The 26,059-nt window shown below is 73.1% G+C and carries 23 protein-coding genes; 11 read left to right on the plus strand and 12 right to left on the minus strand.

What is annotated here, in order from left to right; translation table 11 throughout:
• Window positions 1–15: 15 nt before the first annotated feature.
• Window positions 16–3,429, minus strand: a complete 3,414-nt coding sequence (locus tag ACZ7PG_RS32970) for a condensation domain-containing protein (protein WP_470243044.1) — start codon at window positions 3,427–3,429, stop codon at window positions 16–18.
• A gap of 213 nt (window positions 3,430–3,642) precedes the next feature.
• Here ACZ7PG_RS32970 and ACZ7PG_RS32975 point away from each other — a divergent pair, with 213 nt between their 5' ends.
• The 6 genes from ACZ7PG_RS32975 to ACZ7PG_RS33000 all read left to right on the plus strand — a co-directional run bounded on the left by ACZ7PG_RS32975 (window position 3,643) and on the right by ACZ7PG_RS33000 (window position 9,771).
• A complete protein-coding gene (locus ACZ7PG_RS32975; RefSeq protein WP_470243045.1) occupies window positions 3,643–6,240 on the plus strand; it encodes an ATP-binding protein in 2,598 nt (865 codons plus the stop codon).
• Between the two features lie 63 nt (window positions 6,241–6,303).
• A complete protein-coding gene (locus ACZ7PG_RS32980) occupies window positions 6,304–6,441 on the plus strand; it encodes a hypothetical protein (RefSeq protein WP_392777392.1) in 138 nt (45 codons plus the stop codon).
• A gap of 82 nt (window positions 6,442–6,523) precedes the next feature.
• Window positions 6,524–7,057, plus strand: a complete 534-nt coding sequence (locus ACZ7PG_RS32985) for a MauE/DoxX family redox-associated membrane protein (RefSeq protein ID WP_470243046.1) — start codon at window positions 6,524–6,526, stop codon at window positions 7,055–7,057.
• Between the two features lie 25 nt (window positions 7,058–7,082).
• Complete coding sequence (locus ACZ7PG_RS32990) at window positions 7,083–7,574, plus strand: TlpA family protein disulfide reductase (protein WP_470243047.1); 492 nt, start codon at window positions 7,083–7,085, stop codon at window positions 7,572–7,574.
• On the plus strand, window positions 7,571–9,361 hold the full coding sequence (locus ACZ7PG_RS32995; RefSeq protein ID WP_470243048.1) for an ABC transporter ATP-binding protein: 1,791 nt from the start codon (window positions 7,571–7,573) through the stop codon (window positions 9,359–9,361). The genes ACZ7PG_RS32990 and ACZ7PG_RS32995 overlap by 4 nt, the downstream gene beginning before the upstream one ends.
• Window positions 9,358–9,771 (plus strand): S26 family signal peptidase, encoded by a 414-nt coding sequence (locus ACZ7PG_RS33000; protein WP_470243049.1) that lies wholly within the window; start codon window positions 9,358–9,360, stop codon window positions 9,769–9,771. Before ACZ7PG_RS32995 ends, ACZ7PG_RS33000 begins: the two co-directional genes overlap by 4 nt.
• On the opposite strand, the gene ACZ7PG_RS33005 is transcribed toward ACZ7PG_RS33000, so the two are convergent.
• From ACZ7PG_RS33005 to ACZ7PG_RS33015, 3 genes are all read right to left on the minus strand, one after another.
• On the minus strand, window positions 9,744–12,608 hold the full coding sequence (locus ACZ7PG_RS33005; protein ID WP_470243050.1) for an AfsR/SARP family transcriptional regulator: 2,865 nt from the start codon (window positions 12,606–12,608) through the stop codon (window positions 9,744–9,746). The genes ACZ7PG_RS33000 and ACZ7PG_RS33005 overlap by 28 nt on opposite strands.
• Window positions 12,609–12,699: 91 nt before the next feature.
• Window positions 12,700–13,389, minus strand: a complete 690-nt coding sequence (locus ACZ7PG_RS33010) for a M15 family metallopeptidase (protein WP_470243051.1) — start codon at window positions 13,387–13,389, stop codon at window positions 12,700–12,702.
• Between the two features lie 537 nt (window positions 13,390–13,926).
• Complete coding sequence (locus ACZ7PG_RS33015; RefSeq protein WP_470243657.1) at window positions 13,927–14,559, minus strand: GntR family transcriptional regulator; 633 nt, start codon at window positions 14,557–14,559, stop codon at window positions 13,927–13,929.
• A gap of 89 nt (window positions 14,560–14,648) precedes the next feature.
• On the opposite strand from ACZ7PG_RS33015, the gene ACZ7PG_RS33020 reads away from it, so the two are divergent.
• Entirely contained in the window at window positions 14,649–15,182 is a 534-nt protein-coding gene (locus ACZ7PG_RS33020; RefSeq protein WP_470243052.1) for a YbhB/YbcL family Raf kinase inhibitor-like protein, read from the plus strand.
• The gene (locus ACZ7PG_RS33025; protein WP_470243053.1) at window positions 15,179–16,075 is read left to right on the plus strand and encodes an SCO6745 family protein; all 897 of its coding nucleotides are present in this window, start codon (window positions 15,179–15,181) and stop codon (window positions 16,073–16,075) included. The genes ACZ7PG_RS33020 and ACZ7PG_RS33025 overlap by 4 nt, the downstream gene beginning before the upstream one ends.
• On the opposite strand, the gene ACZ7PG_RS33030 is transcribed toward ACZ7PG_RS33025, so the two are convergent.
• From ACZ7PG_RS33030 to ACZ7PG_RS33050, 5 genes are all read right to left on the minus strand, one after another.
• A complete protein-coding gene (locus ACZ7PG_RS33030; protein WP_470243054.1) occupies window positions 15,982–17,031 on the minus strand; it encodes a HoxN/HupN/NixA family nickel/cobalt transporter in 1,050 nt (349 codons plus the stop codon). The genes ACZ7PG_RS33025 and ACZ7PG_RS33030 overlap by 94 nt on opposite strands.
• Window positions 17,028–17,309: a hypothetical protein gene (locus ACZ7PG_RS33035; RefSeq protein WP_470243055.1), complete on the minus strand. Its 282-nt coding sequence runs from the start codon at window positions 17,307–17,309 to the stop codon at window positions 17,028–17,030. The genes ACZ7PG_RS33030 and ACZ7PG_RS33035 overlap by 4 nt, the downstream gene beginning before the upstream one ends.
• A gap of 14 nt (window positions 17,310–17,323) precedes the next feature.
• Complete coding sequence (locus ACZ7PG_RS33040) at window positions 17,324–18,721, minus strand: DUF4331 domain-containing protein (protein WP_470243056.1); 1,398 nt, start codon at window positions 18,719–18,721, stop codon at window positions 17,324–17,326.
• Between the two features lie 66 nt (window positions 18,722–18,787).
• Window positions 18,788–19,078, minus strand: coding sequence for a hypothetical protein (locus ACZ7PG_RS33045; protein WP_470243057.1), 291 nt, complete (start codon window positions 19,076–19,078; stop codon window positions 18,788–18,790).
• 178 nt (window positions 19,079–19,256) lie between these two features.
• Window positions 19,257–21,392, minus strand: coding sequence for a DUF6351 family protein (locus ACZ7PG_RS33050; protein WP_470243058.1), 2,136 nt, complete (start codon window positions 21,390–21,392; stop codon window positions 19,257–19,259).
• A 146-nt stretch (window positions 21,393–21,538) separates the two neighbouring features.
• Between ACZ7PG_RS33050 and ACZ7PG_RS33055 the strand changes: the two genes are divergently transcribed.
• The gene (locus ACZ7PG_RS33055; protein ID WP_470243059.1) at window positions 21,539–22,726 is read left to right on the plus strand and encodes a cytochrome P450; all 1,188 of its coding nucleotides are present in this window, start codon (window positions 21,539–21,541) and stop codon (window positions 22,724–22,726) included.
• 52 nt (window positions 22,727–22,778) lie between these two features.
• Here the strand turns inward: ACZ7PG_RS33055 and ACZ7PG_RS33060 are convergent, their stop codons facing one another.
• From ACZ7PG_RS33060 to ACZ7PG_RS33070, 3 genes are read right to left on the minus strand one after another with little or no spacing between them, the layout of a single operon-like run.
• The gene (locus ACZ7PG_RS33060; RefSeq protein WP_470243060.1) at window positions 22,779–23,618 is read right to left on the minus strand and encodes a serine hydrolase; all 840 of its coding nucleotides are present in this window, start codon (window positions 23,616–23,618) and stop codon (window positions 22,779–22,781) included.
• Between the two features lie 7 nt (window positions 23,619–23,625).
• Window positions 23,626–24,498, minus strand: coding sequence for a hypothetical protein (locus ACZ7PG_RS33065; RefSeq protein ID WP_470243061.1), 873 nt, complete (start codon window positions 24,496–24,498; stop codon window positions 23,626–23,628).
• Complete coding sequence (locus ACZ7PG_RS33070) at window positions 24,498–24,992, minus strand: SigE family RNA polymerase sigma factor (RefSeq protein WP_470243062.1); 495 nt, start codon at window positions 24,990–24,992, stop codon at window positions 24,498–24,500. The genes ACZ7PG_RS33065 and ACZ7PG_RS33070 overlap by 1 nt, the downstream gene beginning before the upstream one ends.
• Before the next feature lie 180 nt (window positions 24,993–25,172).
• Between ACZ7PG_RS33070 and ACZ7PG_RS33075 the strand changes: the two genes are divergently transcribed.
• A complete protein-coding gene (locus tag ACZ7PG_RS33075) occupies window positions 25,173–25,322 on the plus strand; it encodes a hypothetical protein (protein ID WP_470243063.1) in 150 nt (49 codons plus the stop codon).
• Window positions 25,319–26,035, plus strand: coding sequence for a mycothiol-dependent nitroreductase Rv2466c family protein (locus ACZ7PG_RS33080; protein WP_470243064.1), 717 nt, complete (start codon window positions 25,319–25,321; stop codon window positions 26,033–26,035). Before ACZ7PG_RS33075 ends, ACZ7PG_RS33080 begins: the two co-directional genes overlap by 4 nt.
• Window positions 26,036–26,059: the final 24 nt, after the last annotated feature.

The following is a 26,059-nucleotide window of genomic DNA, read 5'->3' on the forward strand; positions in this document are numbered from 1 at the left end:
CCCCTGGCCGTACCGCTAGCCGGCCGCCAAGCGGCGGACCGTGCCCTCGCCGGTGAACAGGTCCCGCAGCGCGAGGGTGAAGCCCTTCTCCTTCGCCAGCGCCACCAGCTTCAGTGCCGCGAGCGAACTGCCCCCGAGCTCGAGGAAGGGTGTCCGCGCGTCGACCCGGTCCAGTCCGAGCACCTGGGCCACGACCCCGGCCAGTTCGACCTCTCGCGGGGTCTCCGGCGGCGCCGCCTCGACGTCGGCCCGGACGGGTGCGAGTGCGGGGTCGGGCGCCGACCACCCGGGCTGGGCGCCCTCGACCAGGCCGACGAGCTTGCCGACCGAATCGGTGCCGGTCGCCCGGCCGATCGCGTCGAGGACCTCGCTCAGCGCGGTCATCACCCGGTCCACCGACCCGGCGTCGAAGTAGGCGAGGTCGTATTCGACCTGGAAGGACAGCCGGCCACCGGCCGCCGTCACCCCGGCGGTGAACGGGTAGTTGGTCCAGCCGAAGTTCTCCTCGTGCCGCACCCGCACGTCGCCGAGCTCGGCCCAGCCGATGCCGTGCGGGATGTTCTCGAAGATCAGCAGCGACTCGAACAGCGGGTGGCCGCTGGGCAGCCCGGGGTCCTGCTGGATGAGCGGCAGCGGGTAGTTGTCGTTGGCGCGCGCGGTGATCTGGGTCCGCTGCACCTGCCGCAGCCAGTGCTCGAGAGGCTGGTCGGCGTCCAGTGGCAAGCGCATCGGCAGGATGTTCACGAAGATGCCGACCATCTCCTCGACGCCGGCCAGCGCCACCGGGCGATGCGTGACGGTCATGCCGAAGCAGACGTCGTCGCGGCCGCTGATCCCGCCGATCACCGCGGCCCACGCGGCCTGCACCAGCGAGTTGAGCGTCAGCTGGTGTTCGCGGCCGTAGGCGGTCAGCCGGTCGGTCACGTCCGCCGCGATCGGGTAGCCGGCCGCCGCGTGCAGCTCGTGCCCGCTCGCGGACAGCCCCCGCTGCACCGCCCGGCCGATGGCGGTCGGGCCGCGGAACCCGCTGAGCTGGTCGAGCCAGTACTCGCGGGCCGGGCCGGTGTCCTGCTGGCCGATGAAGGACACGTAGTCGCCGAACGCGCGGGTCGCCGTCAGCCGGGGTGCTTCGCCGGCGTGCCCGGCGCGCAGGAACTCCAGGGAGTCGCGCAGCATCAGGAACAGCGACCACACGTCGAGGATGAGGTGGTGGTAGCTGAGCACGAGCCGGTGCCGGGCGTCGCCGACCCGGATCAGGATCAGCCGGAACAGCGGTGCCCGCTCGAACGCGAAGCCACGCTGCCGGTCCTCGGACAGGTATTCCACGAGCTTGGCGCGCTGGCCGGCCGGGTCGTCGCCGGACCAGTCCAGCACCGTCCAGACCACTTCGGCGTGGCGCTGCACCACTTGCCGTGGCTCGGCGGACCCGTCGGTGGCGATCCGGACGCGCAGGATCTCGTGCCGGTCGACCACCCGCTGCCAGGCCTGCCGGTAGGCCTCCGGATCGAGCTCGCCGTCGAGGGTGAAGAGGAACTGCTCCACGTAGACCGCGGACTCCGGGTCGAGCAGCGAGTGGAACAGCATGCCCTTCTGCATCTCGGTGAGCGGGTAGACCTTCTCGATGTCGCCGGAGTCGTCGGCGTCGTGGTCTCCGGGCGCGAAGCCGGCCGGGACGAAGTCGGGTTGCCGGGCGCCGGTGCGGCGCAGCTCGCCGATGTGCGCCGCCAGCTCCGCGACGGTCGGCGTGGCGAAGACCTGGGTCGCGGTCAGCCCCAGCCCGTCCCGGTTGGCCCGCGCGCTGATCATGAAGCCCTGGATGGAGTCGCCGCCGAGGGCCAGGAAGTTGTCATGCACCCCGACCCGGGGCAGCGACAGCACGTCGGCCCACAACCGGCACAGCTCGGCTTCCAGCTCGGTGCGGGGAGAGGTGTACTCCTCGGCGAGCTCGAGGCGGGCTCCCGCCAGCTCCCCGATGGCCCGGCGGTCCACCTTGCCGTTGTGGGTCAGCGGTAGTGCGTCCAGCACCGAGAACGACGCGGGGATCATGTACTCGGGCAGGTGCCGGGCCAGGTATCCGCGAAGGGCGGCGGGGCCGGGCGGCTCGTCCGCGCAGGTGAGGTGGGCGACGAGCCGCTGGTGCCCGCCGGCGCCGCGGCGTCCGGAGACCACCGCGCCGGTGATGCCCGGCACCTCCTTGAGCCGGGCCTCCACCTCGCCCAGCTCCACCCGGTGGCCCGCGATCTTGACCTGGTCGTCGATCCGGCCGAGCAGCTCGAACGGGCCGTCGCCGACGCGCCGGCAGAGGTCACCGGTGCGGAACACCCGGCCCGCGGCCGTCTCGGCGAACTTCGCCGCGGTCAGCTCGGGCAGCCGGTCGTAGCCCTCGGCGATGCCCACGCCGGACAGGCACAGCTCGCCGGTCCGCCCGTCGGCGACGGGACGCAGGTCCGCGTCGAGCACCGCGAGGTCCAGCTCGGCCGGGAAGCCGATCGGGACGAAGCCCTCGTACTCCGCACCGGGCAGGCATTCCCAGCAAGCTCCGTAGAGCGCCTCGGTGAGCCCGTAGATGTTGTACAGCCGAGCGGGCAGGCCGGTGGCGAAGTACTTCTCCGGAAGCTCGCCCGGCATCGCGTCACTGCTGCAGAACACGTGCCGGAGCGACGTGTTCGCCGCGAAACCGGGACTGTCGAGCATGCCGGACAGCAACGCGGGCACCACCATCACCGTCGTCACCCCGGCGCCGGTGACCAGCTCGACCAGCCGGTCCGGGTCCTTGTGCTCGCCGGGCGGCACGATGATCGTGGTCCCGCCGGACAACATCGGCCAGAACACTTCGCGGACCAGGTTGGTGACACTGAGCGTCGTGCGCAGCAGGTGCCGGTCGCCGGGCCGCAGCGCGAACCTGTGCTGCAGCCACTGCTGGCCGCTGAGCAACGCGCGGTGGGTGAGCATCACGCCTTTGGGCACACCGGTGGAGCCGGAGGTGTAAAAGATGAACGCCAGCGCGTCCGCCGGCAGGTCCACCGGTTCGTGACCGCCGCCGGCGTCGAGCAGGTCCTCCACCGCCACCGTGCGCACGCCCGCCGGGTAGGGAGCGCCGAGCAGAGCGCGCTCGGTCAGGACCAGGCCGGCCTGGGAGAACTCCAGGATCGCGGACCGCCGCTCGGGCGGGTCGTCCGGGTCGACCGGCGCGCAGACCGCGCCCGCCCGGAGCAGCCCGAAGAGTGCGGGCAGCAGGTTCAGCGAGCGGTCCAGGTGCAGGCCGACGCGCTCGCCCGGCCGCACCCCCAGCGCGGCCAGACCGGCGGCGACCCGGGACGCCGCGGCGTCGACCTGACCGAACGTGCTCGAGTCGCCGCCGAGGACGGCCGCGGTCCCGTGCGGTCTTTCCCGGGCCTGGACCGTGAGCAGATCGTGGAGGAACCGCATGCGGGAACACCCTCTTCCGGTTCTGCGCCATCGGATGCCGGAGCAAGCGTCGCGCGGGTCGCCGGTCGCGGGATCGGTGAACACTGCCTGTTTTGGCCGCCCCGTTGCCCATTTTGGGCGGGCACGACCTGCGGTGCATCCCGACTGTCGACAGGTTGTCGACGGATCACGGGAGGGTTGAGATGCGTTGCCACACGAATCTAGGGGGACTTCGTGAAACCGCTGACCCGGATGGCGCGGGAACCGGCACGGGCGTTTTCGAGCACTGGTGAACTACTCGAGCGCGACACGCTGCTGGCCGAACTCGAGCGCGCGTCGGACGAAGACCGGCCCACCGGCCGGATCGCGCTGGTGACCGGCGAGGCCGGGAGCGGGAAGTCCGCGCTGGTGCGGTCGTTCGCGCAGCGGCAGACGGGCCGAGCGGAGGTCCTCGTCGGGCTGTGCGACCCGCTGGCGCGGTCACGCCCGCTGGGTCCGTTGCACGACATCGACGCCCAGGTCGGTGGTGGGCTTGCGGCCCTGCCGGCCACCGGCGACCGCGCCGAGGCGTTCGCCGCGTTCCTGGGCGGGCTCGCGCGTGCGCACCGGCGGATCGTGGTCGTGGTCGAGGACGTGCACTGGGCCGACGACGCCACCCTCGCTCTGCTGGCGTACCTCGGCCGCCGGCTCGATCGCACGTCGGCGCTGATCCTGCTGACCTACCGCGACGACGAACTGGGCGTCCACCACCCGTTGCACGCGGTGCTGGCCAGCCTCCCGTCGGAACACGTGTCGTACCTGCGGTTGCCGCCGCTGTCCCGGGACGCGGTCACCGCGCTGGGCCGGCGGGCCGGGCACGACGGCGCCGAGCTGTACCGGCTCACCGGCGGGAACCCGTTGCTGGTCACCGAACTGCTCGCGGCCGGGAATGACGCACCGCCGAAGATCCGGGCTCTGGTGCGGTCCCGGCTGTCCGGCCTGAGCGCGGCGGCCCAGGACGTCGTCCGCCTCGTGGCGGTCAGTCCGGACGGGGCCGAACCCTGGCTGCTCGAAGGCGCCGGGGCGGCCGGCCCCGCGGTGCTCGAGGAGTGCCTGTGCGCCGGTCTGCTGTCCAGCACCGGTGACCGGATCCGGTTCCGGCGCGAACTGCTGCGGCGGATGGTGCACGACTCGCTGCCCGCCTTCGCCCGGTGCGAGCTGAACCGCCGGATTCTCGGCGTGCTCTCGTCGCGGCCGTCCGGCGGGGAGGTGGACCCGGCGCGGCTGGTCCACCACGCCGGGGAGTGCAACGACACCGCCGCGGTCCTGCGGTACGCGCGGGCGGCGGTCCGGCTGCCCGGGCACAGCGGTGCCGAACTGTTCGAGTCCTTCGCGCTGCACCTGTTCCTCGCCGGTGACGCCGAACAGGCCGTGACCGCCCGCCGGACGGCGCTTTCCTTGCGGGAAGCGGCCGGCCGGCGGGAAAAGATCGGCGAGAACCTGCGCCTGCTGTCCCGCCTCTACTGGTGGACCGGCCACCGCGAGCAGGCGGAGGCGGCCGCGCACCGCGCCGTCGAGACGCTGGAGCCCGGCGGTGACGGCCCGCAGCTCGCGCTGGCGTACGGAACGCTGGCCCAGCTCGACGCGCTCGCGCACTCCCCCGCGGCGGCGCTCGCGCGCGGTGGGCAAGCGATGCGGATGGCGGCGCGGCTCGACGATCCGGTCAGCCTGGCTCCGGCGCTGATCGACCTCGGTACCGCACGGCTCGCCGCCGGTGACGCCGCCGGGCGTCGTGACCTGAACCAAGGCCACGCGCTCGCGCGGGAGCACGGGCTGGTCGAGGACGCCGCCCGCGCGTGGGTGAACCTCGCGGCGGACGGCGTCGCGCGCCGTGATCCCCGCCCGGGGGACCTCGACCGGGCGCTCGGCTTCGCCACCGGGCACGACCTGCCCGGCATCGCGACGCAGGTGCTCTCGCTGCGCGCGTGGCAGCGCCTGGGTCACGGCGACTGGCCCGGCGCGCAGGAAGACGCGCTGGCCGTACTGGGACGGCGCCGGCCGGCCGGCGCGATCGTGGTTCCGGCGTTGTGCGCGCTGGGACGGCTGCAAGCCCGGCGTGGCCACGCTTCCGCGGCCGGGCTGCTCCGCGAGGCGGCCGTCCCGGCCCGGGCGATGGGAGAGGTGCGAGGCATCGCGCTGGTCGCCGCCGCGCAGGCCGAGCACACGTGGCTGGGGCACGCGGCGATCCCGGTGACGGCCGAGCTCACCGCCGCTTTCGAGCTGGCGCGCCGGGCCGGTCATCCCTGGTACGCGGGCGAACTGGCGTGGTGGCTGCGCCGCGCCGGGGCCGAGCCCGAGGTCTCCGCTTGGTACGCGGAGCCCTATCGGCTGCTGCTCACCGGGGACTGGCGCGAAGCCGCGGCGGCGTGGGCGGAGCTGAACTGCCCGTACGAGGAGGCCGAGGCCCTGGCCGGCGGCAGCGACGACACCGCGTCGTTGCGCGCGCTGGAGACGTTCGACCGGCTCGGCGCCACGGCGGCCGCACGCCGGCTGCGGCGCCGGTTGCGGCGGCTCGGCGGCCTGCGCGTACCGCGGGGGCCCCGCCCGGCCACGGTGGCCAACCCGGCGAACCTGACCACGCGGCAGCTGGAGGTGCTCGCCCTGCTCGCCGACGGACTGCGCAACGCCGACATCGCGGCCCAGCTGATGCTGTCGGTCCGCACGGTCGACCACCACGTCGCCGCGATCCTGGCCAAGCTCGCCGTCGGTTCCCGCCGCCAGGCCGCGGGCGCCGCCCGGCAGCTCGGCATCGCCGTCGACGGCCGGGAGCCGTGCCCGGCCTCGCCGCGATAGCGAACGGATAGCGAGGCTGAGCCACGATCTCCCGGTCGATTCCCGCTAGTGAGAGGAGTGATCATGGCTCGCATGATCAACACCCTGGGTGACCGGTTGCTGGGGCTGTTCCTGCGCGAGGTGAAGGCCGGCGCCTGCGTCCCCGAGCACGGCCAGGTCTGCAAGACGTTCCACTACGACTGCTACGGCAGCTGCAAGTAACCACGGCGCCCACGCCTTTCCCGCCGCGGCCCTCGTGGCGGGAAAGGCGGTGCCTTGCCCGCACCGAAAGGAAGATCCACCGATGATCGGCGCCCAGTTCGTGCTCGCCGCCCGGGTCCTGGTCGGGCTGGTGTTCGCGGTCGCGGCCGTCGGCAAGCTCGCCGGGCGGGTGCGGCTGGCGGAGTTCGCCGACTCGCTGGCGCCGCTCGGCCGGTCGCCGGTGGGCTGGCTGCCGATCGCCGCCGGGACCGCCGTCGCCGAACTGGCCGTCGCCGTGCTCGTCGCGTTCCCCGCCACCTACCGGCTCGGGCTCGGGCTGGCGACGGCGGTGATGCTCGTGTTCTGCGTCGCGATCGCCCGGTCGATGCGGCTGGACCGCCGCGTCACCTGCCGTTGCTTCGGCCGCTCCGGGGCGGTGCTCGGCCGTACCCACCTCGTCCGCAACACCCTGCTCGCCGCGTGGGCCGCCGCCGCACTCGCCGTCCCGGCGGGACCCGCGCTCGGCCTCGACACCGTCGCGGCCGCCGTGCTCGTCGGCGCGTCCGCCGCGCTCGTCGCGATCAACTGGGACAGCCTGGCCGGCCTGATACGCAAGCCGGACACCGCCCGCGGCTGAGCGAAAACACAGAAAGAGGTTCTTCATGTCGTTCCTGGTGGCCGTGGTCGCGGTGCTGGCCGTGCTGACGGTGCTCAACCTCCTGCTGTCCTCGGCGATCATCAGGATGCTGAACGAGCAGCGGCGGCCGGCGACGCCCGCGTTGCCGGCGGTGGGCACCGAGATCGGGGCGTTCGAGGTGACCGACGCCGACGGCGTGACCGTCACCGACCGCGAACTCGACGACGCGCTCGTCGCCTTCCTCTCGCCGACCTGCGGGCCGTGCCAACGCCTCGCCGGCAAGCTCACCGAGCCGACCGTCGCGTTCGTGCTCGACGGCGGTGACCGGGACAAGGCCGTCGAGTACGCGGCCGGTCTGGGCCCCGCGGTGCGCGTCGCCTTCGTCGGCGACCGCAGCCCCGTGTCGGCCGCGTTCGACGCCGGAGACGTGACCCCGACCCTGATCCGCGTGCGTGACCGGCGGATCGCCGCCGCCGGTCACGACCTCGACGCCGTGCGCCCGCAGCACGCCCGATGAACCTGTTCCGCACGGCGGGCCCCGCGTTCGGCATCGCCTGGCGCGCGTCGCGGGCGGCCACCGGCGGCGCGATCGCGCTGGCGGTGCTCGCCGCGGCCGTGCCGGCGGTGTCGGCCTGGCTGGGGAAGCTGCTGTTCGACGAGCTGGTCGGCGGCCGCGACCGGGGCCTGATCGTGCTGCTGGCCATCGGCTCGGCGGCCGGCCTCGCCCTCGCGACCGCGATCACCGCGATCGCCTCGTACTGCACCTCGGTCGTGCGGGCCAAGTCCGCGATCGAGGCGGAGGACCGGCTGGTCGGCGCGGTCGGCGCGCTGCCCGGGCTGCGCCGGCTCGAGGACCCGGCGTTCCTGGACCAGGTGCGGCTGGCCGAGCAGGGCGCACAGGAGGCGACGCCCGCGGTGCTGGCGCTGACCGTCGAGTCGGTGCGCGCCGGGGTCGCCGTCCTCGCGTTCGGCGGCGCGGTCCTGCTCGTGTGGCCGCCGATGGCCGGGCTCCTGGCCGCGTCACTGGCCGCGGCGGCGATCTCCCAGCTGACCCTGTCCCGCCTGCGCGTGCGGGAGGCCGAGGCGATGATGGCCACCCACCGGGAGCGCTTCCTGTTCCGCTCGCTGTGCTCGGACATCCGGGCGGCCAAGGAGATCCGGCTCTTCGGTCTCACGGATCTGTTCCGGGGACGCATGGTGGCCGCGGTCCGCCGGGCCACGGACGGCGAATGCGCGATGCAGCGCCGGATCGCGGTCGCCGGGGTCACCGCCGCGATCGTGTCGGCGGTGGTGGCCGGCGTCGCCCTCGTGGTCGCCGCGACCGGCGCCGCCCGGGGGTCGTTGTCCATCGGCGACGTCACCCTCTTCACGGCCGCGGTGGCCGGCATCCAGTCCCCGGTGAGCGCGCTGCTGGGCCAGGTCGGCCGGGCCGGCGGCTCGCTCGGGTTGTTCCGGCACTACCTCGAAGTCGTGAGGACCGCGCCGGACCTGGTCTCCGGGACGGACGCCGTGCCCGAGCTGACGGCCGGCATCGAACTGCGTGACGTGTGGTTCCGCTACGACCCGACCGGCCCGTGGGTGCTGCGCGGGGTCGACCTGGTGATCCCCCGCGGCGCGGCGGTCGGGCTGGTCGGGGTGAACGGCGCGGGCAAGTCGACGCTCGTGAAGCTGCTGTGCCGCTTCTACGACCCGGACCGCGGCCGGATCCTCTGGGACGGCGTGGACATCCGCTCCTGCGACCCGGCGGAGCTGCGGGCCCGCATCGGCGCCACGTTCCAGGACTTCACCAGCTACGACCTGACCGCGGCCGACAACATCGGCATCGGCGACGTCACGCGCCTCGGCGATCTCGACCGGATTCGCGCGGCGGCCCGCCTGGCCGAGATCGACCCGGCGCTGTCGGCGTTGCCGCGCGGCTACGAAACCCTGCTGTCCCGGGCGTTCCTGGACGTCGACGACAAGGCGGGCGCGGCGTTGTCCGGCGGCCAGTGGCAGCGGGTGGCGCTGGCCCGGTCGCTCATGCGCGCCGAAGCCGACCTGCTCATCCTCGACGAACCCAGCTCCGGCATGGACGCCGACGCCGAAACCCGGACCCACGAGGCCCTGCGCGCCCACCGGGCCGGCCGGACGAGCGTGCTGATCTCCCACCGCCTGTCCGCCCTGCGCGGCGCGGACCGGATCGTCGTGCTCGGCGGCGGCCGGGTGATCGAGCAGGGCACCCACGACGAGCTGCTCACCGCGGGCGGCGAGTACGCCCGGCTGTTCTCGTTGCAGGCCAAGGGATACGCGATGGTGGAAGCATGATGGCCGCGGGGGTCGTGCTCGCGGCGCTGGTGCTGCTGGTCCTGGTGGTCGTACTGCGCCGCCGGTTCGTGGTGGCCCACGTCCGGGGTCACAGCATGGCCCCGACCTTCCACGACGGCGAGCGGGTCGTCGCGACCCGGCGGCGGCACTACCGCGTCGGCGACGTGATCGTCTTCCGGCCGCGGTCCGAGACGATCGATGTCGCCTGGCGCATCAAACGGGTCGCCGCGGTCGCCGGCGACCCGGTCCCCGCCTGGCTGGCGGCGGACCACCCGGTCGTCCCGGCCGGCCGCGTGGTGGTGGCCGGCGACAACACCGGCCACAGCGAGGATTCCCGCCAGCTCGGCTACATCGACGTCGCCCGCGTGGCCGGCGCGGTCCCTCACCGCCCCGCGCCGGAGGGCAGCTGACAGTCGATCTCCGCCAGCACCTTCTCCACCCCGGCCCGTTCGACCGGGCTGTCGAACTCGTCCTGCAGACGCAGGGACGCGTGGGCGACGCGGCGGGCGGCGGCCCGGTCACCGGCGGCCAGCTCGATCGAGGCCAGTGCGAGCAGCGCGGCGGACTCGGCGTCCGGGCGGCGGGTGCGGCGGGCCAGGCCCAGCGCCCGGTCCGCGGATCTCCGGGCGGCGTCCAGGTCGCCGTTCGCGCGGTGGGCGTCGGCTTCGGCGGTGAGGCACCAGGTCTGGCCGATCAGGTCGCCGTTCTGCTCCGCCAGGCAGCGGGCCTGGTCGGCGAGGGCGGCCGCGGTCACCGCGTCGCCGCAGGCCAGTGCGGTGCGCAGGACCACGAGCCGCACCTGCGCGCGGCCCTTCCAGTCGGCGGCGGCGTCGGCCAGCCGCAGGGCCTTCGTGCCGTGTACCTTCGCCGCGCAGAGGTCGCCGAGGTGGTCCCGGTAGAGGGCGGCCAGCGTGGCGTGGCAGCCCGACATCCCCGCCAGGTTGCCGGACTTCCGGAGGCACACGATCGCCTCGCGCACGGCGGTGATCGCGCGGTGCCAGTCGCGGCACCGCTCGTACGCGTCGCCCAGCTTGGTCAGCACCTCCGCCCGCAGCGCGAGGTCGACGTCGGCCAGCGGCACCTCGCTCAGGATGGCGACGACGTCGGCGTACCGGCCGCGGTGCATCCGCGCCGTCGCCGCGACCAGCGCCGCGGTCACCCGCACGACCGGGTCCGGGCCGGCGACGTTCGCCAGGCGCGCGGCCGCCCGGGCGCCGTGGTCGGACAGGTCGAGCCGCACGAGCGGCGCCCGCAGCACCAGCAGCAGCGCCGCCGCGGCCCGGGGCCGGCCGCCGCGCACGGCCAGGCCGAACACGGCGAGCAGGACGTCGACGTCCGCGCCCACCCATGGCAGGGGTTCCCGCACCACGCGCCCGATGACGTCCCGGTCGAGCGGCGCGGCGGTCTCGGCGAGCACCGCGTACCCGGCCCGCAGGCCCAGGATGCCTTCGTAGGCGTGCCCGGTCAGCGCGACCGCCCACCCGGCCAGCCGGTCCAGGGCGCCCGGGTCGAGTGACGGGCCGACCGTGCGGCAGTAGGCCCGCACCAGGTCGTGCATCCGGTAGCGAGGCACCCCGTCGCGCCCCGGCCCGGCCTGGTCGAGCAGGTTCATCGCGCACAGGTGGGCCAGCACCTCGCCGGTGCGGGCCAGGGGCACGTCGAGCACCGGCGCGAGCGGCCAGCCGGTGAACGTCGGCGCCCCGATCGCCGCCAGCGCCAGCATCGCGGTCCGCTCGTCCCGGTCCAGCAACCGGAAGCTGGCGTCGAGGCTGTCCCGCACGCTGCGCTGCCCGACCACCAGCTCCCGCATCCGCGTCGACTCGTCGGACAGCCGCGCGGCCAGCTCCGCCACGCTGAGCTTCGGGTACGCGGCGAGCTGCGCCCCGGCGATCCGCAACGCGAGCGGCACACCCCCGCACGCCTCGATCACCGTGGCAACCGCGTCCTCGCGCTCCCCCAGCCGGGCCGCCCCCGCGACGTTCGCCAGCACCGTCCCGGCCACCTGGTCGGACAGCGGCGCGAGCGGCACCCGGACCGTCGGCTCGACCTCCGGCAGCAGCGACCGGCTGGTCACGATCGTGGCGCAGCCCGGGTCGGCGACCAGCAGCGGCTCGATCTGCCGGACGGTGGCGGCGTTGTCCAGCAGCACGAGCACCCGCTTTCCCGCGGTGCGGCTGCGGAACTCGGCCGTGCGCTCCTCGACGGTGGCCGGCATCGACCGCACCGGCACCCCCAGCGCCCGCAGGAAGCCGGCGAGGACCTCGTGCGGCGCGGCCGGCCGGGCGTCGGCGCCCCGCAGGTCGGCGTAGAGCTGCCCGTCGGGGTAGGCGTGCACGGACGCCGCGCCCACGTGGACGGCCAGCGCCGTCTTGCCGATCCCGGGCATACCGGTGACCAGTACCAGCGGCGGCGCGTCGGAGCGGCGCGCCACCGCGGCCCGGACCGCGGCCGACTCCGCGTCGCGCCCGGCGAACCCGGACGTCCGCGGCGGCAGCTGCGCGGGCACCACGGTCGCGGCCGGCAGCGTCTCGACGGAGAGGATCTCCGCCTCCAGCGCGAGCAGCTCCCGGGGCGGATCCATCCCCAGCTCGTCGCGCAGCACGCGCCGGGCCTCCTGGAACGCCGCCAGCGCGTCGGCCCGCCGCCCGGCGCGGTGCAGGGCCAGCATCCGCCGGCGGTGCAGGCCTTCGCGCAGGGGGTGCGCTCGGACCAGCGCGGTCAGCTCGGGCAGCAGCCGCGCGGACCGTCCACACAGGATCTCCGCGTCGATCCACTCCTCGACCAGGCAGATCCGCAGCTCCTCCAGCCGGGGCAGCTCCGCGCCGGCCAGGTGCGGGGTCACCCCGCCCAGCGGCGTCCCGGTCCACCGGTCGAGCGCGGACCGCAGCAGGACGGCCGTGTCCGCGGGATCCCCGGCCGCACCGGCCGTGCCCATCAGCCGCCGCACCTCGTCGACGTCGACGAGGCAGTCCAGCAGGTACCCGCTCGACACGGTGACCACGGCTCCCGCCGCGCCCGCCCGGTCGAGCGAGGCCCGGAGCTTGGACACCTGGATGTGCACCTGCGTCCGCGCGGTGGCCGGCGGCAGCTCACCCCACAGGGCGTCGATCAGCCGCTCCACCGACACCGGCCGCCGGCAGGCGAGCGCCAGCGCGGCGAGCACCGTGCGCCCCAGCCGTCCCTTGACCGGGACCGGCGTCCCCCGGACCCGCGCGCCGACGGGACCGAGCACCGTGGCTTCCAGCAATCCCCTGCCCGCACCTTTCGGGATCGACGATCCGCCCAGGACCGCCGCCGACCTGTCCGGCGACGATCCCGGGCGAATTTTCGTTACGGCGTCAGGGCTTCTCGAAGTGCTGGTAGTCGATCGGGGTGTCCCAGGAGCCGCCCCAGGTCCAGCCGCGGGTGGTGAACGCCTGCTCGGTGACGTCACCCGCGTGGATCATGCCGGGCGTGGTGAGCGTGCGGTCGACGTACGGCGCGCCGTTGGGCGGGTAGACCGCGCCACTGCCGGAGATGTACGGGTTCTGCACGGTGTTGATGTCGATGGCGCGCCCGTAGGAGTGGTTGGACCACGCGGTGCCGCCGGTGATCGCCCGGCAGTTGAACGCCGAGGTGTTGTTCGCCGCCATCGACGCGTCGTCGTCGGAGTTGTACTTCTCGACGGTCTCCATCCGCTCGATGGGGAACCGGCCGAAGTACAGGTCGGCGAAGGTGCGGGCGACCTCGGTGGCGCGGTCGGCGTTGACGACCAGTTCGCCCCGGTGCACCGCACCGTCGAAGCCGAGGAAGTTCAGGCTCACCAGCCGCAGCTGGTCGGGACCGACCGGGCAGCCCTCGTGCCAGCTGGAAGCGAGCCGTTCCGCGGTGACCGTCTTGATGACGGCGACGTAGGGCGGAAGGCCGCTGCTCGCCGGCGCGGCGATCTCCACGGTCTGGGCCGTGGCCGCCGGCGCCGGCGTGGCGCCGAGCAGGACCGCGGGCAGGGCCATCGCGAGGAGTGCAAGAACTCTCGATCTCAAGTTCATGACGACAACACACTTTCTCTCGGTTTGCCGGAACAGCGGGGAAATCCGCAGAAGACTTTTCGGCCGGTGAGGCACCACCGGCACGACGAAGACGGCGTCGTCCGCCACGATCACTTCGTTGGTGTCAAAGGATGTGACGCGACTCCGCCGGACAGGTACCGCTCAGCTCTCGTGCCCGCGCTCGCGGCCGGCCGCGCGCGTTCGACGGCGGCCGGACTCCCGGAACGGGTCGATCAGTGGGTTCCCGCGCCTGGGCGGGAACTGCCGGCGACCTTCACCGGCCTCCCCCGGCGCGGTGCCGACGTGATCCCCTACGTCGGCCATCGCTCTTCGCCATGCGGTCTTCCGCCTTCCCCAGTCACCGAGAGCGCCTTCATCCCCCAGGTGAGTGAAGGAGCTCTCGCAAGATCGAACGTGCCAGCGGCGCGCGAACAGCGTCAACCGACCCGAAAACGTTTCGCCCCTCCCCGAAACCTGTTCTCGTGGCCCGGAAACGGCAACCTCGACGCAGCTGCGCTGGTCAGCGCCCGCGAGGAATCAGCCGTCGAGTGCCGCCGCGGTCAGGGTGAGGTGCCGAGCGAGCAGCTCGGCCGCGGCGTCGGCGTCGCGGTCCAGGACCGCTTCCTCCAGGCGGCGGTGCTCGCCGGCGGCGTCCCGGTCCGGCGCGCGCTGCGCCGACCACCGGCGCGCCAGCTCACTCGCCGCCCACATCCGGTCGAAGGTCTCGAGCAGGGCGGCGTTGCCGCACCCCTCCAGCAGGGTGCGGTGGAAGCTCCGGTGGGCTTCGGACCAGGCGCTGCTGTAGTACTCGCCTTCGCCCGGCGCATACGGTTCCGTGCGGGCCAGGCGGTGGTGCGCGGCCCGCACGCGAGCCTCCCAGTCGACGTCGCCGCGCTCGACGGAAAGGCGCAGCACGACCGGCTCGACGGTCCGGCGCGCCTCGGTGATCTCCTGCCAGCGCCGGTCGGAGAACGCCGGAACGGCGAAGCCGCGGTTCGGCAGCCGGTCGGCCAGGCCCTCGCCGACCACCCGCACGAGCGCCTCGCGCACGACGGCCAGGCTCACGCCCTGGTCCCGGGCGAGGTCCTGGGGCTTGAGCGCTTCACCGGGGGCGTAGTCGCCGCGCATGATCGCGTCCCGCAGGTGTGCGTAGACCTGCTCCGACAGCATCTGACCCATGCCCTCAGCATAGATGTTGGCGTCAATAATCGATTATCTGTGCTATCGTCGATGACGTCACCTCCCCGGAAGGATCCCCGATGACCGTCAACGACCCCTTCGCCCGACTCCCCGAAGCGGCCGCCTTCTCCGTCACCAGCACCACCGTCACCGACGGCGCCGCCTGGCCCCGCGCGCAGTTCTCTTCGGGGGTCCCGGGCGGCGAGGACGTCTCCCCGCAGCTGTCCTGGAGCGGCGCACCGGAAGGCACCGAGAGCTACGCCGTCACCGTCTACGACCCCGACGCCCCCACCGGCTCCGGGTTCTGGCACTGGGCAGTCGCCGACATCCCCGCCACCGTCGCGCAGCTGCCCGAGGGCGCCGGCGACGACACCGGGTCCGGCCTGCCGGAGGGCGCCTTCCAGCTGCCCAACGACGCCCGCGTGCCCCGCTTCCTGGGTGCCGCCCCGCCCGCCGGGCACGGCCCGCACCGCTACTTCGTCGTGGTGCACGCCCTCGACGTCGCCGCCATCGGCGTCCCCGCCGACGCCACCCCGGCCGTCCTCGGCTTCACCATGGCGGGCCACATCCTCGGCCGCGCGGTCCTGACCGCCACCGCCGAAACGCCCGCATGAGCACCGCCGTGCGGGAGGCCGGCCTCGCCGTCTCCGCGGCCCACACGTTCATCTACCTGGTCCCCGAGTCCGAAAAGGAGGCCGCGGAACTCGGCGTGACCGACCGCGGGCAGCGGTATTTCGCCTTCCGGTCGGCCGCCATGGGCGCGGTTCCGTGGCAGGTCACGCTCGCGGCCTTCTACAACTTCAGCCCGCGGGCGGTGCGCGCCATGGACGGGGTGTGGAACGCCGCGTCACCCGGCCGATGGCAGGCTGCCCGCTTCGCGGCCGCAGTGGCTGCGCTGCACCGCGTCGGCGTGAACCTCACGGCCGGCCGGATCGCGGAGGCGCGGTCGCTGATCGATCCCGTCGTCGCCCACGCCGACTACGCGGGCAAGACGCTGGCCGCCGCGAACGCGTCGGTCCCGCTGCCGGCCGACCCGCTGGCCGCGCTGTGGCAGCAGCTCACCGTGGCCCGCGAATGGCGCGGCGACGCGCACGTCGCCGTGCTGGCCGGCAACGACCTCGGGCCCTGCGACTGCAACGTCCTCCACACCGCGACGGGCCGGCTCCCCGAAGCGGTCGTCCGCGCCACCCGTGGCTGGGACGACGAGGAATGGGCCGCGGCGACGGCGCGTCTCGTCGCGCGCGGCTGGCTCACCGCCAACGGCACCGCGAGCGAGGCCGGCCTCGCGGCCCGTGAACGGATCGAGGGCGAAACCGACCGGCTCTGCGCGCCGCTGTGGGCCCCGATCGGCGCGGCGGGCGCCCGCCGCCTCGCCTCCCTCATCGCCCCTATCGGCGACGCGTTCACCGCGGCCTACGAGGAGCTGACCCGCCGCCCGGCCCGCCAGAGGAGCACACCGATCAGCCAGGTCAAGAGGAACAGCGCGACGATGCCGAGCCCCGCGTAACCGGGGTCGATGTCCCCGACCCACGCGAGCGGCCCGGACGTGGTGCCGAGCAGGCCGGCCAGCCCGAAGCCGCCGGCCAGCAGCGCGGTCACCACCGAAATCCCGGTGACCAGCAGGTTGTAGCGGATCCTCCGCACCGGGCTGAGCAACGCCCACTCGTAGACGGCGGTCATCACCACCCCGTCCGCCGCGTCGAACGCGCTCATCCCCGCGGCGAACAGCACCGGCAGCGCGAGGAACGTGTACCAGGGCACGGCCGGCGCGACACTGCTCGACAGGACGAGCAGGGAGACCTCGGTGGCGGTGTCGAACCCGAGGCCGAACAGCAGCCCGATCGGGTACAGGTGCCATTCCCGGCCGACCGACCTGGTCAGCCGGGCGAGCAGGCGGGCGACCAGCCCGCGCGAGTTCAGCTGCCGTTCGAGCTCCGCCTCGTCGTGACCGCCGTCGCGGGCTTGCCTCGCCACCCGCAGGACGCCCGTGAAGGCCCGCGCGTTCAGCACCCCGATGAGCAGGAGGAACCCCGCCGAAATCAGGGCACCCCCGGCCGTGGTCACGTCGTGGAGCAGAGAGGAGTCGTCGACGACGCTGTCGGCGACCGCCCGGAAGCCCAGACCCAGCACGACGCAGAGCAGCAACACGACCGTCGAATGGCCGAGTGAGAACCAGAACCCGGCCGACAGCGGCCGGCGCCCGTCGCCGAGCAGCTTCCGGGTGGTGTTGTCGATCGCGACGATGTGGTCGACGTCGAACGCGTGCCGCATGCCCAGGACGTAGGCCGTGACGCCGATCCCGGCCCCGAAGCCCTGGGCACCACCGCCGCTCGCCGCCAGCAGCAGCATGCCCACACCGAAGAGGTGCAGGAAGACGACGAAGCCGCCCATGCCGACCAGCCGGCGGCGATCCTGCCGGGTCAAGCCGGTGCGCACGCTTGCCTTGAGCTGTCCCGGGTTCACAGCTGGAGCTGACTCACCTGGCCACCGTGGACGGTCACGGTGGCGTGCGGTGCACCGTCGGGGTGCCAGACGGTGTAGTCGCCGGCCGGCACGCTCGGGAACACGGCGGTGTAGGCCGTCCGCTCCCGGTTGTGCCGGGCGTGCACCACGTTGTGGCTGCGCGGCGTTTCGGAGTCCGCTCCCGGGCTGATTTCGATCTCCCGTTCGCAGTGCTGCTGGCCGGTGTGGATGACCAGCGCGCCGACGTCGCCGCCGATGTCGAGGATCAGGGTGTCCATGGTGGGTTCTCCGTTCAGGCCTTCGGGGTGGTGAAGCCGCTGTTCGGCACGCCGAGGTAGGGAAAGCGGTCGAGGTAGGGGATGTCGAGGTCGTCCGGGGTCACGCCGTCGTCCACTTTCGCCGCCGCCGGGTCGGGCGTGTAGGTCTTGTCCACCAGGGCATAGGTGGCGCCCGCGATCGCGCGCAGCTCGATCGCGACCACGTCGTCGAACACCCGGCGCCCGTTGGGGAACCCGGCGAGGTCGCCGCCGAGCAGCCCGAAGATGCTGGGCTTCGCCGACGGCGGGATGGCGGTGTTCAGGCGCATCAGGTCGGCCTGGGTCTTGCCGGTGAAGTTCTGGAAGCCCGGGATGAGCCCGCCGGGGATGCCGGTGAGCAGGATGGCCAGCAGGTCGGCGCGCGGCTTGCCGGACTTGTTCAGCACGTCGAGGTTCGGGAACACGCCCGGGAACAGGCCCGGCAGCAGCGACGCGACCTCGGGGTTCGCCACGAACTTCGCGAACCGGCTGTCACCGTCGGGAGACTGCGTGTTCCAGAAGTCCTTGCGCCCCATGGGCACGATGACCTCGTTGAACAGCGGGTTGGCCAGCCGCGAGACCTGCCGCTGCGGCCCGGTGCTCCAGGTGTTGTCGCGGTCGGCGTCGAGCATGCGCACGCGCTGGCGGCTCGCGGTCGTCCACACGCCGATGGTGGCGCGCGGGTCGGTGACGTCGCGGCCCGGCCGGCCTTCCCGGGTCAGGTCGGTGATGGGGACCTGCAGCGCGATGGAGTGCACGTTGAGGTTCTTGGTGGCGTTGACCCCCTCCCCGGACTGCGGGAACTTGGTCAGCCCGAAGTGCGCGTGCGCGTCGGCGAACGGCCGCGGGTCGAGCAGGTCGAAGATGGCACCCAGGTCGACGTAGAACCCCTCGGCCCGCTGCCCGGCGTACACCTTCCGCCCGCCGCCGAGATCGCGCACCGCCGCGTCGGCGAGCGCACCGTAGTCCGGTGTGGACAGTGGGCCGATGTTGCAGGGCGGGCAAGGGAACTTCCGCCCGAGCAGCTGCTCACGGCCCTTGCCGTCCCGGCGGGTGACCGAGTAGAACTGCCGGCGGTTCCAGTTCGGCGAGTCCAGTGCCTGGATCGGGCCGGTGTTGTAGAGGAAGGTGTTCTCGTTGCGCACCTGGGTGGTGAAGCGGAACTCGTAGCTGACGTCCGCCTTGCCGTCACCGTCGTTGTCGACGTGGATCGCGTACCGGACGTCGTCGCCGAACTCGTAGAAGTTCGGCCCGCCGGCCGGCGCTTGCAGCGGCACGTAGTTCGCGATCAGGGTGACGGTGTCCGGTCTGTCCGGGCTGACGAAGGCGTAGACATCACTGGAGTCGGCGACGGGGTCTTTGGAGATTTCGGGCGCCTCACGGTGTGAAGACATGGTTCAACCTCACGGGTTTGGAAAAAGGAAGCCGGACAACAGGGCCGGCACTGGGAATGCGGCCGCTCAGGCGGCGTTGACGATCTTCGCCAAGCGCGCGGCGAAGGCGCGATCGATGACCTGGATCCGGCGGTCGCCCACGAACACGTCGAGCTCCCCCGAGCCGGCGTCCCGCAGGTGCACCATGACGGGATCAGCCGGGTTTTCCACCGGGCCATCGGATTCCGCGACGGCGGAGACCACGGACGGACCCACCACACCGACGGCCAACCCGGCCGCGGCAAGCCCGCCCCCGGCCACGAGCGCCCGCCGCCGAGAGACGCCCCCGCCGGGCGCGGCCTGATCTTCCTTTGCCATGAGCCAACTCCTCACTGCTGTGGGCGTCCGCACCGCCCGCTCCCCAGACATTCGGCACGCTGAGGCAGCCGGATTGCCCGAGTTTTTCTCGAATGTGCGCGGATGATGTTGTGCCGCAAGGAGTGTTAGCCCATTCGGTCGCGGGCAAGAGCCGGGGCGCCGCCCGGAACCGCAACCGTCACCGCGGCTTCGTCGACGGCGTGGCACCCGTCCACCCGTCGCCGTAGCTCAGCCACGTTCCGACCGGCGGACGCTGCCCCACTCCCGGACGGCTGTAGTCGCACACCCCATCGGGGAACGTCGCCCGCAGCCGCTTCCGGTCCGCCGTCGTGAACGCCACCGGGTACTCCCGGAAGTCCAACGGCTTCAGCCGGCACTTCAGCACGTCGAGGGCCAGGCTCTCCCCCGCGACCATCCGGGTGTTGGCCGCCACCGGGTACTGCGCGCCGCACTGGCCGCTTGCCGGGTACGTCAGCTTCTCCGTGATCCGCGACGCCGCGGAAAGGTAGCAGCCGTCGCCGAGGTCGCGCGGGCGGTTCGCCAGCACCTTCTGCTGGCGGCTCCGGTGGGAACCGTCGGCGTCGATCGCGGTGAGCCAGCGGTCCATCGCGTCGAGCTCGTACACGCTCGCGGCCGCCGCTTCGGGTGCGGTGGGGTGGTTTTCGATGATGACCTGGTTGCCCGCGGTGCCGTTGGCCCGCAGAAGTCGTTGCCGCATCACGTAAGACCACTCGGTGGTGTGGATGTCGTTGCCGAACCCGGCGAAGTCGAGGTCGGTGCGCTGGTCGATGATCGGCGTCTCCCGCAGGCCCTGCGACGCCGAGTTCAGGATGTCGTCGGCGTAAGCCGCCTCGAGCGCCTTCGGATCGGCCGCGATCCGCTGTGCCACCGGCGCTCCGGTGTAGTCGAGGCCGCCGATGGCGGCGTTGAGGTCGGCGAACTGCGCCGCGGTGATCGTCCCGGCCTTCAGCGCGGCCAGGCCGTACTGCACGCCGGTGGTGTCCAGCGGGCTGCGCACGAACCCGGTCTTCGGGTCCCGGCCGAGCTGGTTGACCAGCTGCTCGTTCGAGTTGCACTTCACCCCGCGCGGGTTGGTGACCGGGTCCCACCGCGCCGCGACCGGGATGGCCGCGTTGCAGCTGCCGGTCGCGGTGGCGCGGCTGGCGAACGTCGCGTCCCAGGAGGTGCAGGTGTCGTAGCTGGCGAACCCCGCGACGGCCTGCTTCTGTGCCGCGGTGAACGACGCGCCCGGCCCGGCGAAGTACCGGTCCAGCAGGCGGCAGTCCGACACCGGGCCGCCCACGCTCAGCGGGTCCGGGAACGAGACGCCGGGGATGATGCCGTCGACGATGCCGGGGTAGTTCTCGGCGATGTCGTACTGCTGGATCGCCCCGCCCGAGCCACCCCAGCCGATGGTGTGGGCGATCGGGCCGTAGGTCTCGGCGAAGTGCTCCTTGACCATCATCGCCGCTTCGGCCGAGATGATCGGGCTGCAGTTGTTGTCGAGCACGTTCAGGCTCGACGACGCGACCGCGTACCCCCGCGCCAGGAACAGGTCGTTGACGACCCCGCCGGTCGAGTTGCCCTGGTGGTAGCCCGCGTTGCAGCCGCCGCCGAAGGTGTAGACCAGCCTCCCGTTCCAGCTGGTGTCCGGCGCGACGGGCGACGGCACGCCGTCGTAGAGCGCCGCCATCTCGTAGACGGCGCGGTCGATCGTGCCCCGCTCGACGCGGACGACGTACGGCACCGCGTGCCCGTTCACCGTGGCCGTCGCGAGGTCCGCGGGCCGGGTCGCCGGGTCCGCCAGCGGCGCGAACGCCCCGGCGGTGGTCTTGTACTGGTAGCTCACCTGGGTCGGGGCGCTGCACAACGGCTGGGACGCCGGGGGCAGGCCGAACGCCTGGGTCTCGCAGTAGAACGGACGCTGCTGCGAGCCGGAGAAGACGGGCCCGGTGATCGGGTGGTTGGTGACGCGCAGGTTCGCGCGCTGGTCCGGGCCGTGGCCGCTCGTCCGGGCGCTGAGGTCGTTGACGCCGTCGCGCAGCCCGGTCACCAGGCCGAGCAGGCTGCCGTCCGGCTGTGCGCGGAAGCTCGCGGTGACGTCGTGGTCGTTGCCGGTGACGGTGACCCGCGTTCTCCCCGGCGCGACGACCTTGACCAGGACCTGTCCCCCGCTGACGAGCGCGGGCCGCGGGTTCGACACCGTCTCGATCGTCAGCTGCCGCCCCGGTGGCGTGCCGGCCACGGCGGTCGCGGTCCCCAGCAGGAGCACCGGCGCGGTCAGGGCGGCCACGACGAAAGCACGGTTTGCCACCGGACACTCCGCTCGCTCGTGGTGTCGCGTCGTCGCGACACCGGGCAGCTGCCGGTATAGCACCTGGGACCGGCCGTGAACAACGTTCGGTCCGGGGCCGCCGTTGGGCGGTACGCCGCGACGTACGCGTGCCGCACGATGAGGCGATGGAGGTCCAGCCCGCTCCCTACCCCTTCGGGGACGTCGAAGCTCTACGACTCCACCCGCGCTTCGCCGAGCTGCGGAAGTCCGGGACGCCGGTCCGCGTCACGATGCCCTACGGCGGCGACGCCTGGCTGGTGACGCGCTACGAGCAGACGCGGGTCGTCCTGTCGGACCCGCGGTTCTCCCGCGCCGCCGCGGCCGGCGCGGACGTGCCGCGCGGGCGTCCCGGCCTCGAACCGGCGGGCAACCTGCTGGCCATGGACCCGCCGGAGCACCACCGGATCCGGGCCCTGGTGGCCAAGGCGTTCACCGTCCGCCGGGTGGAGCTGCTCCAGCCCCGGATCCAGGAGATCGTCGACACCCTCCTCGACGGCATCGGCCCGCCCGTCGACTTCGCCTCGGCGGTGGCGTGGGAGCTGCCCGTGCTCGTGATCAGCGAACTGCTCGGCGTGCCGGCGAGCGAACGCCGGATGGTGCGCGAGTGCACCGAAACGCTGCTCGCCTCGGGCGGAACCGTGACACCCGCGGACGTCACCGAAGCACGCGCGAAGCTGGCGGGTGCGCTGAACACGCTGATCGCGCAGCGCCGGGCGGAGCCCACCGGCGACCTGCTGACCGCGCTCGTCGCCGCCCGCGACGAGGAAGACCGCCTGACGGACAACGAGCTGCTCATGCTCGGCGTGGCCCTGCTGGCCGGCGGCCACGAGACCACGGCGAACCTGACCGGCAGCTTCCTGGTGGAGCTGCTGTCCGACCGCGACCGGTGGACGGCGCTCGTCGAGCGTCCCGAGCTGATCCCGTCGGCGGTGGAGGAGCTGCTGCGGTTCGTGCCGCTGGCGACGGTCGCGGACCTCGCGCGGATCGCCCAGGAGGACCTCGAGCTCGGCGGCCAGGCGATCCGCGCCGGCGACGCGGTCCTGGTCCAGCTGGACTCGGCCAACCGCGACGAATCGGTGTTCGCCTCGGCCGGGGACCTGGATTTCGGCCGCAAGGTGAACCACCACGTCGCGTTCGGCTTCGGCGTGCACCACTGCGTCGGCGCGCCACTGGCGAGGCTGGAGCTGCGCGGCCTGCTGTCGACCCTGGTTCGCCGTCTGCCGGGGCTGCGCCTCGCGATCCCCGCGCAAGACATCGAGTGGCGCCGCGACGGGTTGATGCGCGGGGTCACGAGCCTGCCCGTCACGTGGTGACGCCCGATGCGGGTGACCGCCGTGGTCCTCAGCCTGATCGGCCCGGGAGGCACTACCGGGCGAAACTGATGTCCATCCGGCCGAACAGTTGCTGGGCAACGCTTTTGCACACCTCGGCCCCGTACCGGTGCTCGTCGCCTTGGTCCGGGTAGTGCACCAGCACCGCGAGCACCCAGTGGTCCCAGACCGCCAGGCAGTTCACCACCCACCAGGTCCCGTGCCGGGTCCAGCCGTTCTTCACCGCCGGGTGCGTGCCCGCCAGCGCCGGCGCCTCGGGGATGCCGAACGCGGCGCCGGGATCCGCCGAGCGCATGAGGTCGAGCAGCCTGTCTCGCCACTGCGGGCTCAGGCCCGGACCACGGGCCACGCACTGGCCGAGCAGGGTCGCGTCGGTCGCGGACATCGTGGTCTTGGACCACCAGTCCGGGTGGACGCGGGTGTCCCGCAGCCCGCAGGTCCGGATCATCCGCGTGATCGAGTCGTCCCCGCCGAGCCGGAGGTACAGCACCTGCGCGGCGTGGTCGTCGCTCGCCCGGATCATCCGGGTCACCCGATCCTCGTCCGCGGCCGGGATCCGGGACTTCCGGGAGGCGAGGAAGTCCACGGCCAGCCAGATCTTGATCATCGACTCGGTCGTGGTGCGCAGGGTTCCGTCGCCGACCACGACTCCGGTGTCGAGCTCGCGCAGCGCCCACGACCACTCGCCCCGGACCTCGACCGTCACCTTGAGGTCCTCCGGCCGCGACGCGACCGGAGGACCGCTCAAGGCCGACGGCACGTACGAGACAGGCCTGTCCGCCGGGGCCGGTTCGCCGGCGGGGCGAAGCCAGACCGCCGCGGCGAGGGCCCCGAAGGTGACGACCACCAGAAGGACGACCACGGAAACGCGCACCGCGAGGTCACCTGGTGAGCTGGACGGAGTTCAGCAGGGCCAGCGCGGGCCGCTCGTTGGCGCGCGAGCTGTCGACTTCGACGGTGTAGGCCCCGATCACCCGGTGCTGATGCACGGGCAGGGGGTCCTCCGGAAACGCGCTGTCCCCGGCCCGGCTGGTCAGCGACACGGTCAACGAGAAGCACCGGACGTCGAGCGGGGCCCGGTTCGCCTCGGGGTCGGGGCAGAGCACGAGGGTGTTGGTCTCGGGCTCGCTGGTGAACGTCGTGACCTGCTGCCCGTCGGGGACCTGCACCGACTTCAGCGGCGACGCGACCACCGGCGGTGTCGCGCCGATCTTCGCCAGCAGGGCGAACATCTCCGCGGCCGTCACCGGTTTCGTCGTCTGCGCCCAGATCCAGCGGTCCGGCCCGTCCTGCCACATGACCGACTGCGGGTGCGCGATCTGACCGGCGGCCGAGGGTTTCGCGGCCAGGGCGCCCCGGGGCGCGGCGCCGTCGCGGACGTCGATCTCGAACGCGTACTTGTGGTCCTGCGCGTAGTGCAGGGCCGCGAAGTGCGGCTGGACGGCCCACATCGCCAGATCCCAGGAGCCGTCCTGGAGGCTCAGCGCCGGCGCGGCCGGAGGTACCTTCCCGCCGGCCGGCGGCGTGGTGGGTGCCGAGCTCGCGAGCGTCGCCGGCGGCACCGCCGCACTCCCGCGGTCCAGCACCACGACGGCACCCGCTCCCAGCGCGAGCACCGCGACCGCCACCGCGGCGACGCCGGCCGTGCGGCGACGCCGGATCCGCCGCGTCGCGACGGCGAGCACCTCGCCGGGATCGGGGGCCAGGTCCGCCTGGGCGCGCAGCACCCGGCGCAACTCGTCGAGGTCGGTCATCACACGCTTTCCTTACCTTCCTTGAGCTGGACGCGCAGCGAGCTCAGGCCGCGCGAGATGTGGCTGCGCACCGTTCCGGTCGCGCACCCGAGGACCGCGGCGATCTCTTCGTCGTCACGGTCCTCGTAGAACCGCAGCACGATCGAGGCCCGCTGGGCGCGGCTCAGCCCGGCCAGCAGGCCGGTGAGCTGGTCGGCGTCGGCGATCCGCCACGCCGGATCGGGCGCGGTGGGCTGGTCGAACCGGGTGACGTCGGCGGTGGGGTGCACCGAGCGCTGGTACCAGCGGCGGCGCCAGCCGAGATAGCCGTTGACGACCATCTTCCGCAGGTACAGGTCCGGCCGATCCACCGCCGCCACCCGCCGCCAGCCCTGGTGCGCGCGCACGAGCGCGTCCTGCACGACGTCCTGGGCCAGCTCACGGTCACCGGTCAGCACGGCGGCGAACCGCACCAGGCCCGGCAGTTGTTCGCGCGAGAACTCTTCGAACTGCACACCTCTTAAGATGCCGCTGCCCCGGCGCCCTGTTGCAGTGCGGCCGAGATTTCCGGCGGCCGGTTCTGTACCGAGAGGTACAAATCACAACGGACCCCCGGACCGGCGACGAGCCCCTCGTCGAGCGGGTCGGGCAGAGCGGGCGAGCACGCCGACGCGGCTCAGCCGATGATGGTGACCATGTGGAACGTGGGCATCGGCCTCGGCGGGCCGACCGGCGGCCTGCTGCTCGCCGGCCTCGGCAGCGAGTCGCTCGTGCTCGCCGTCGTGACGACCGTGCTCATCGTCGTTTCCGCCCGCACTCACGCCTTCCCGAGGAGGACCCGATGACCGACATCAGCTTCTACTTCGACCCCATCTGCCCGTTCGCATGGATGACGAGCAAGTGGATCCGGATCGTGCAGGCGCAACGTGACTACACCGTCGACTGGCGGTTCATCTCCCTGCGGCTGATCAACGCGCACCTCGACTACGACACCCACTTCCCGCCGGAGTACGAGGCCCAGCACACCGCGGGCCTGCGACTGCTGCGGGTGGCGTCGGCGGTGCGGGAGAACCACGGCCGCGAGGCGATCGGCCCGCTCTACGAGGCCTTCGGCGCGCGCATCCTCGAGGCCGCTCCCGACGGGAGCAAGCCCTTCGGCTGGCAGGGCACCCCCGAACTCGCCGCCGACGCGCTCACCGCCGCCGGCCTGCCGACCACGTTCGCGGAGTTCCTCGACGACACGAGCCGCGACGCCGAGATCCAGGCCGAGTCCGACGAGGCGCTGTCGTTGACGGGCAAGGACGTCGGCACCCCGATCATCCACTTCGAACCCCCGCACGGCGTCGCGTTCTTTGGCCCGGTGATCAGCAGGCTGCCGAGCGAGGAGCAGGCCGGGGAGCTGTGGGACCACGTCGTCGGGCTCGCCCGGTTCCCCGGCTTCGCCGAGCTGAAGCGCAGCCTGCGCGAGCAGCCGCAGCTGCCGTCGTTCGGCGTCACGACCGGAGAGACGGGCAAGACCGAGGACTGGCACGCGGGCAGCCGCCGGCTCAAGAAGTAGCCCATCGGCGGCCGAGGAAGACGC

Source organism: Amycolatopsis sp. NPDC114504 (assembly GCF_055633595.1).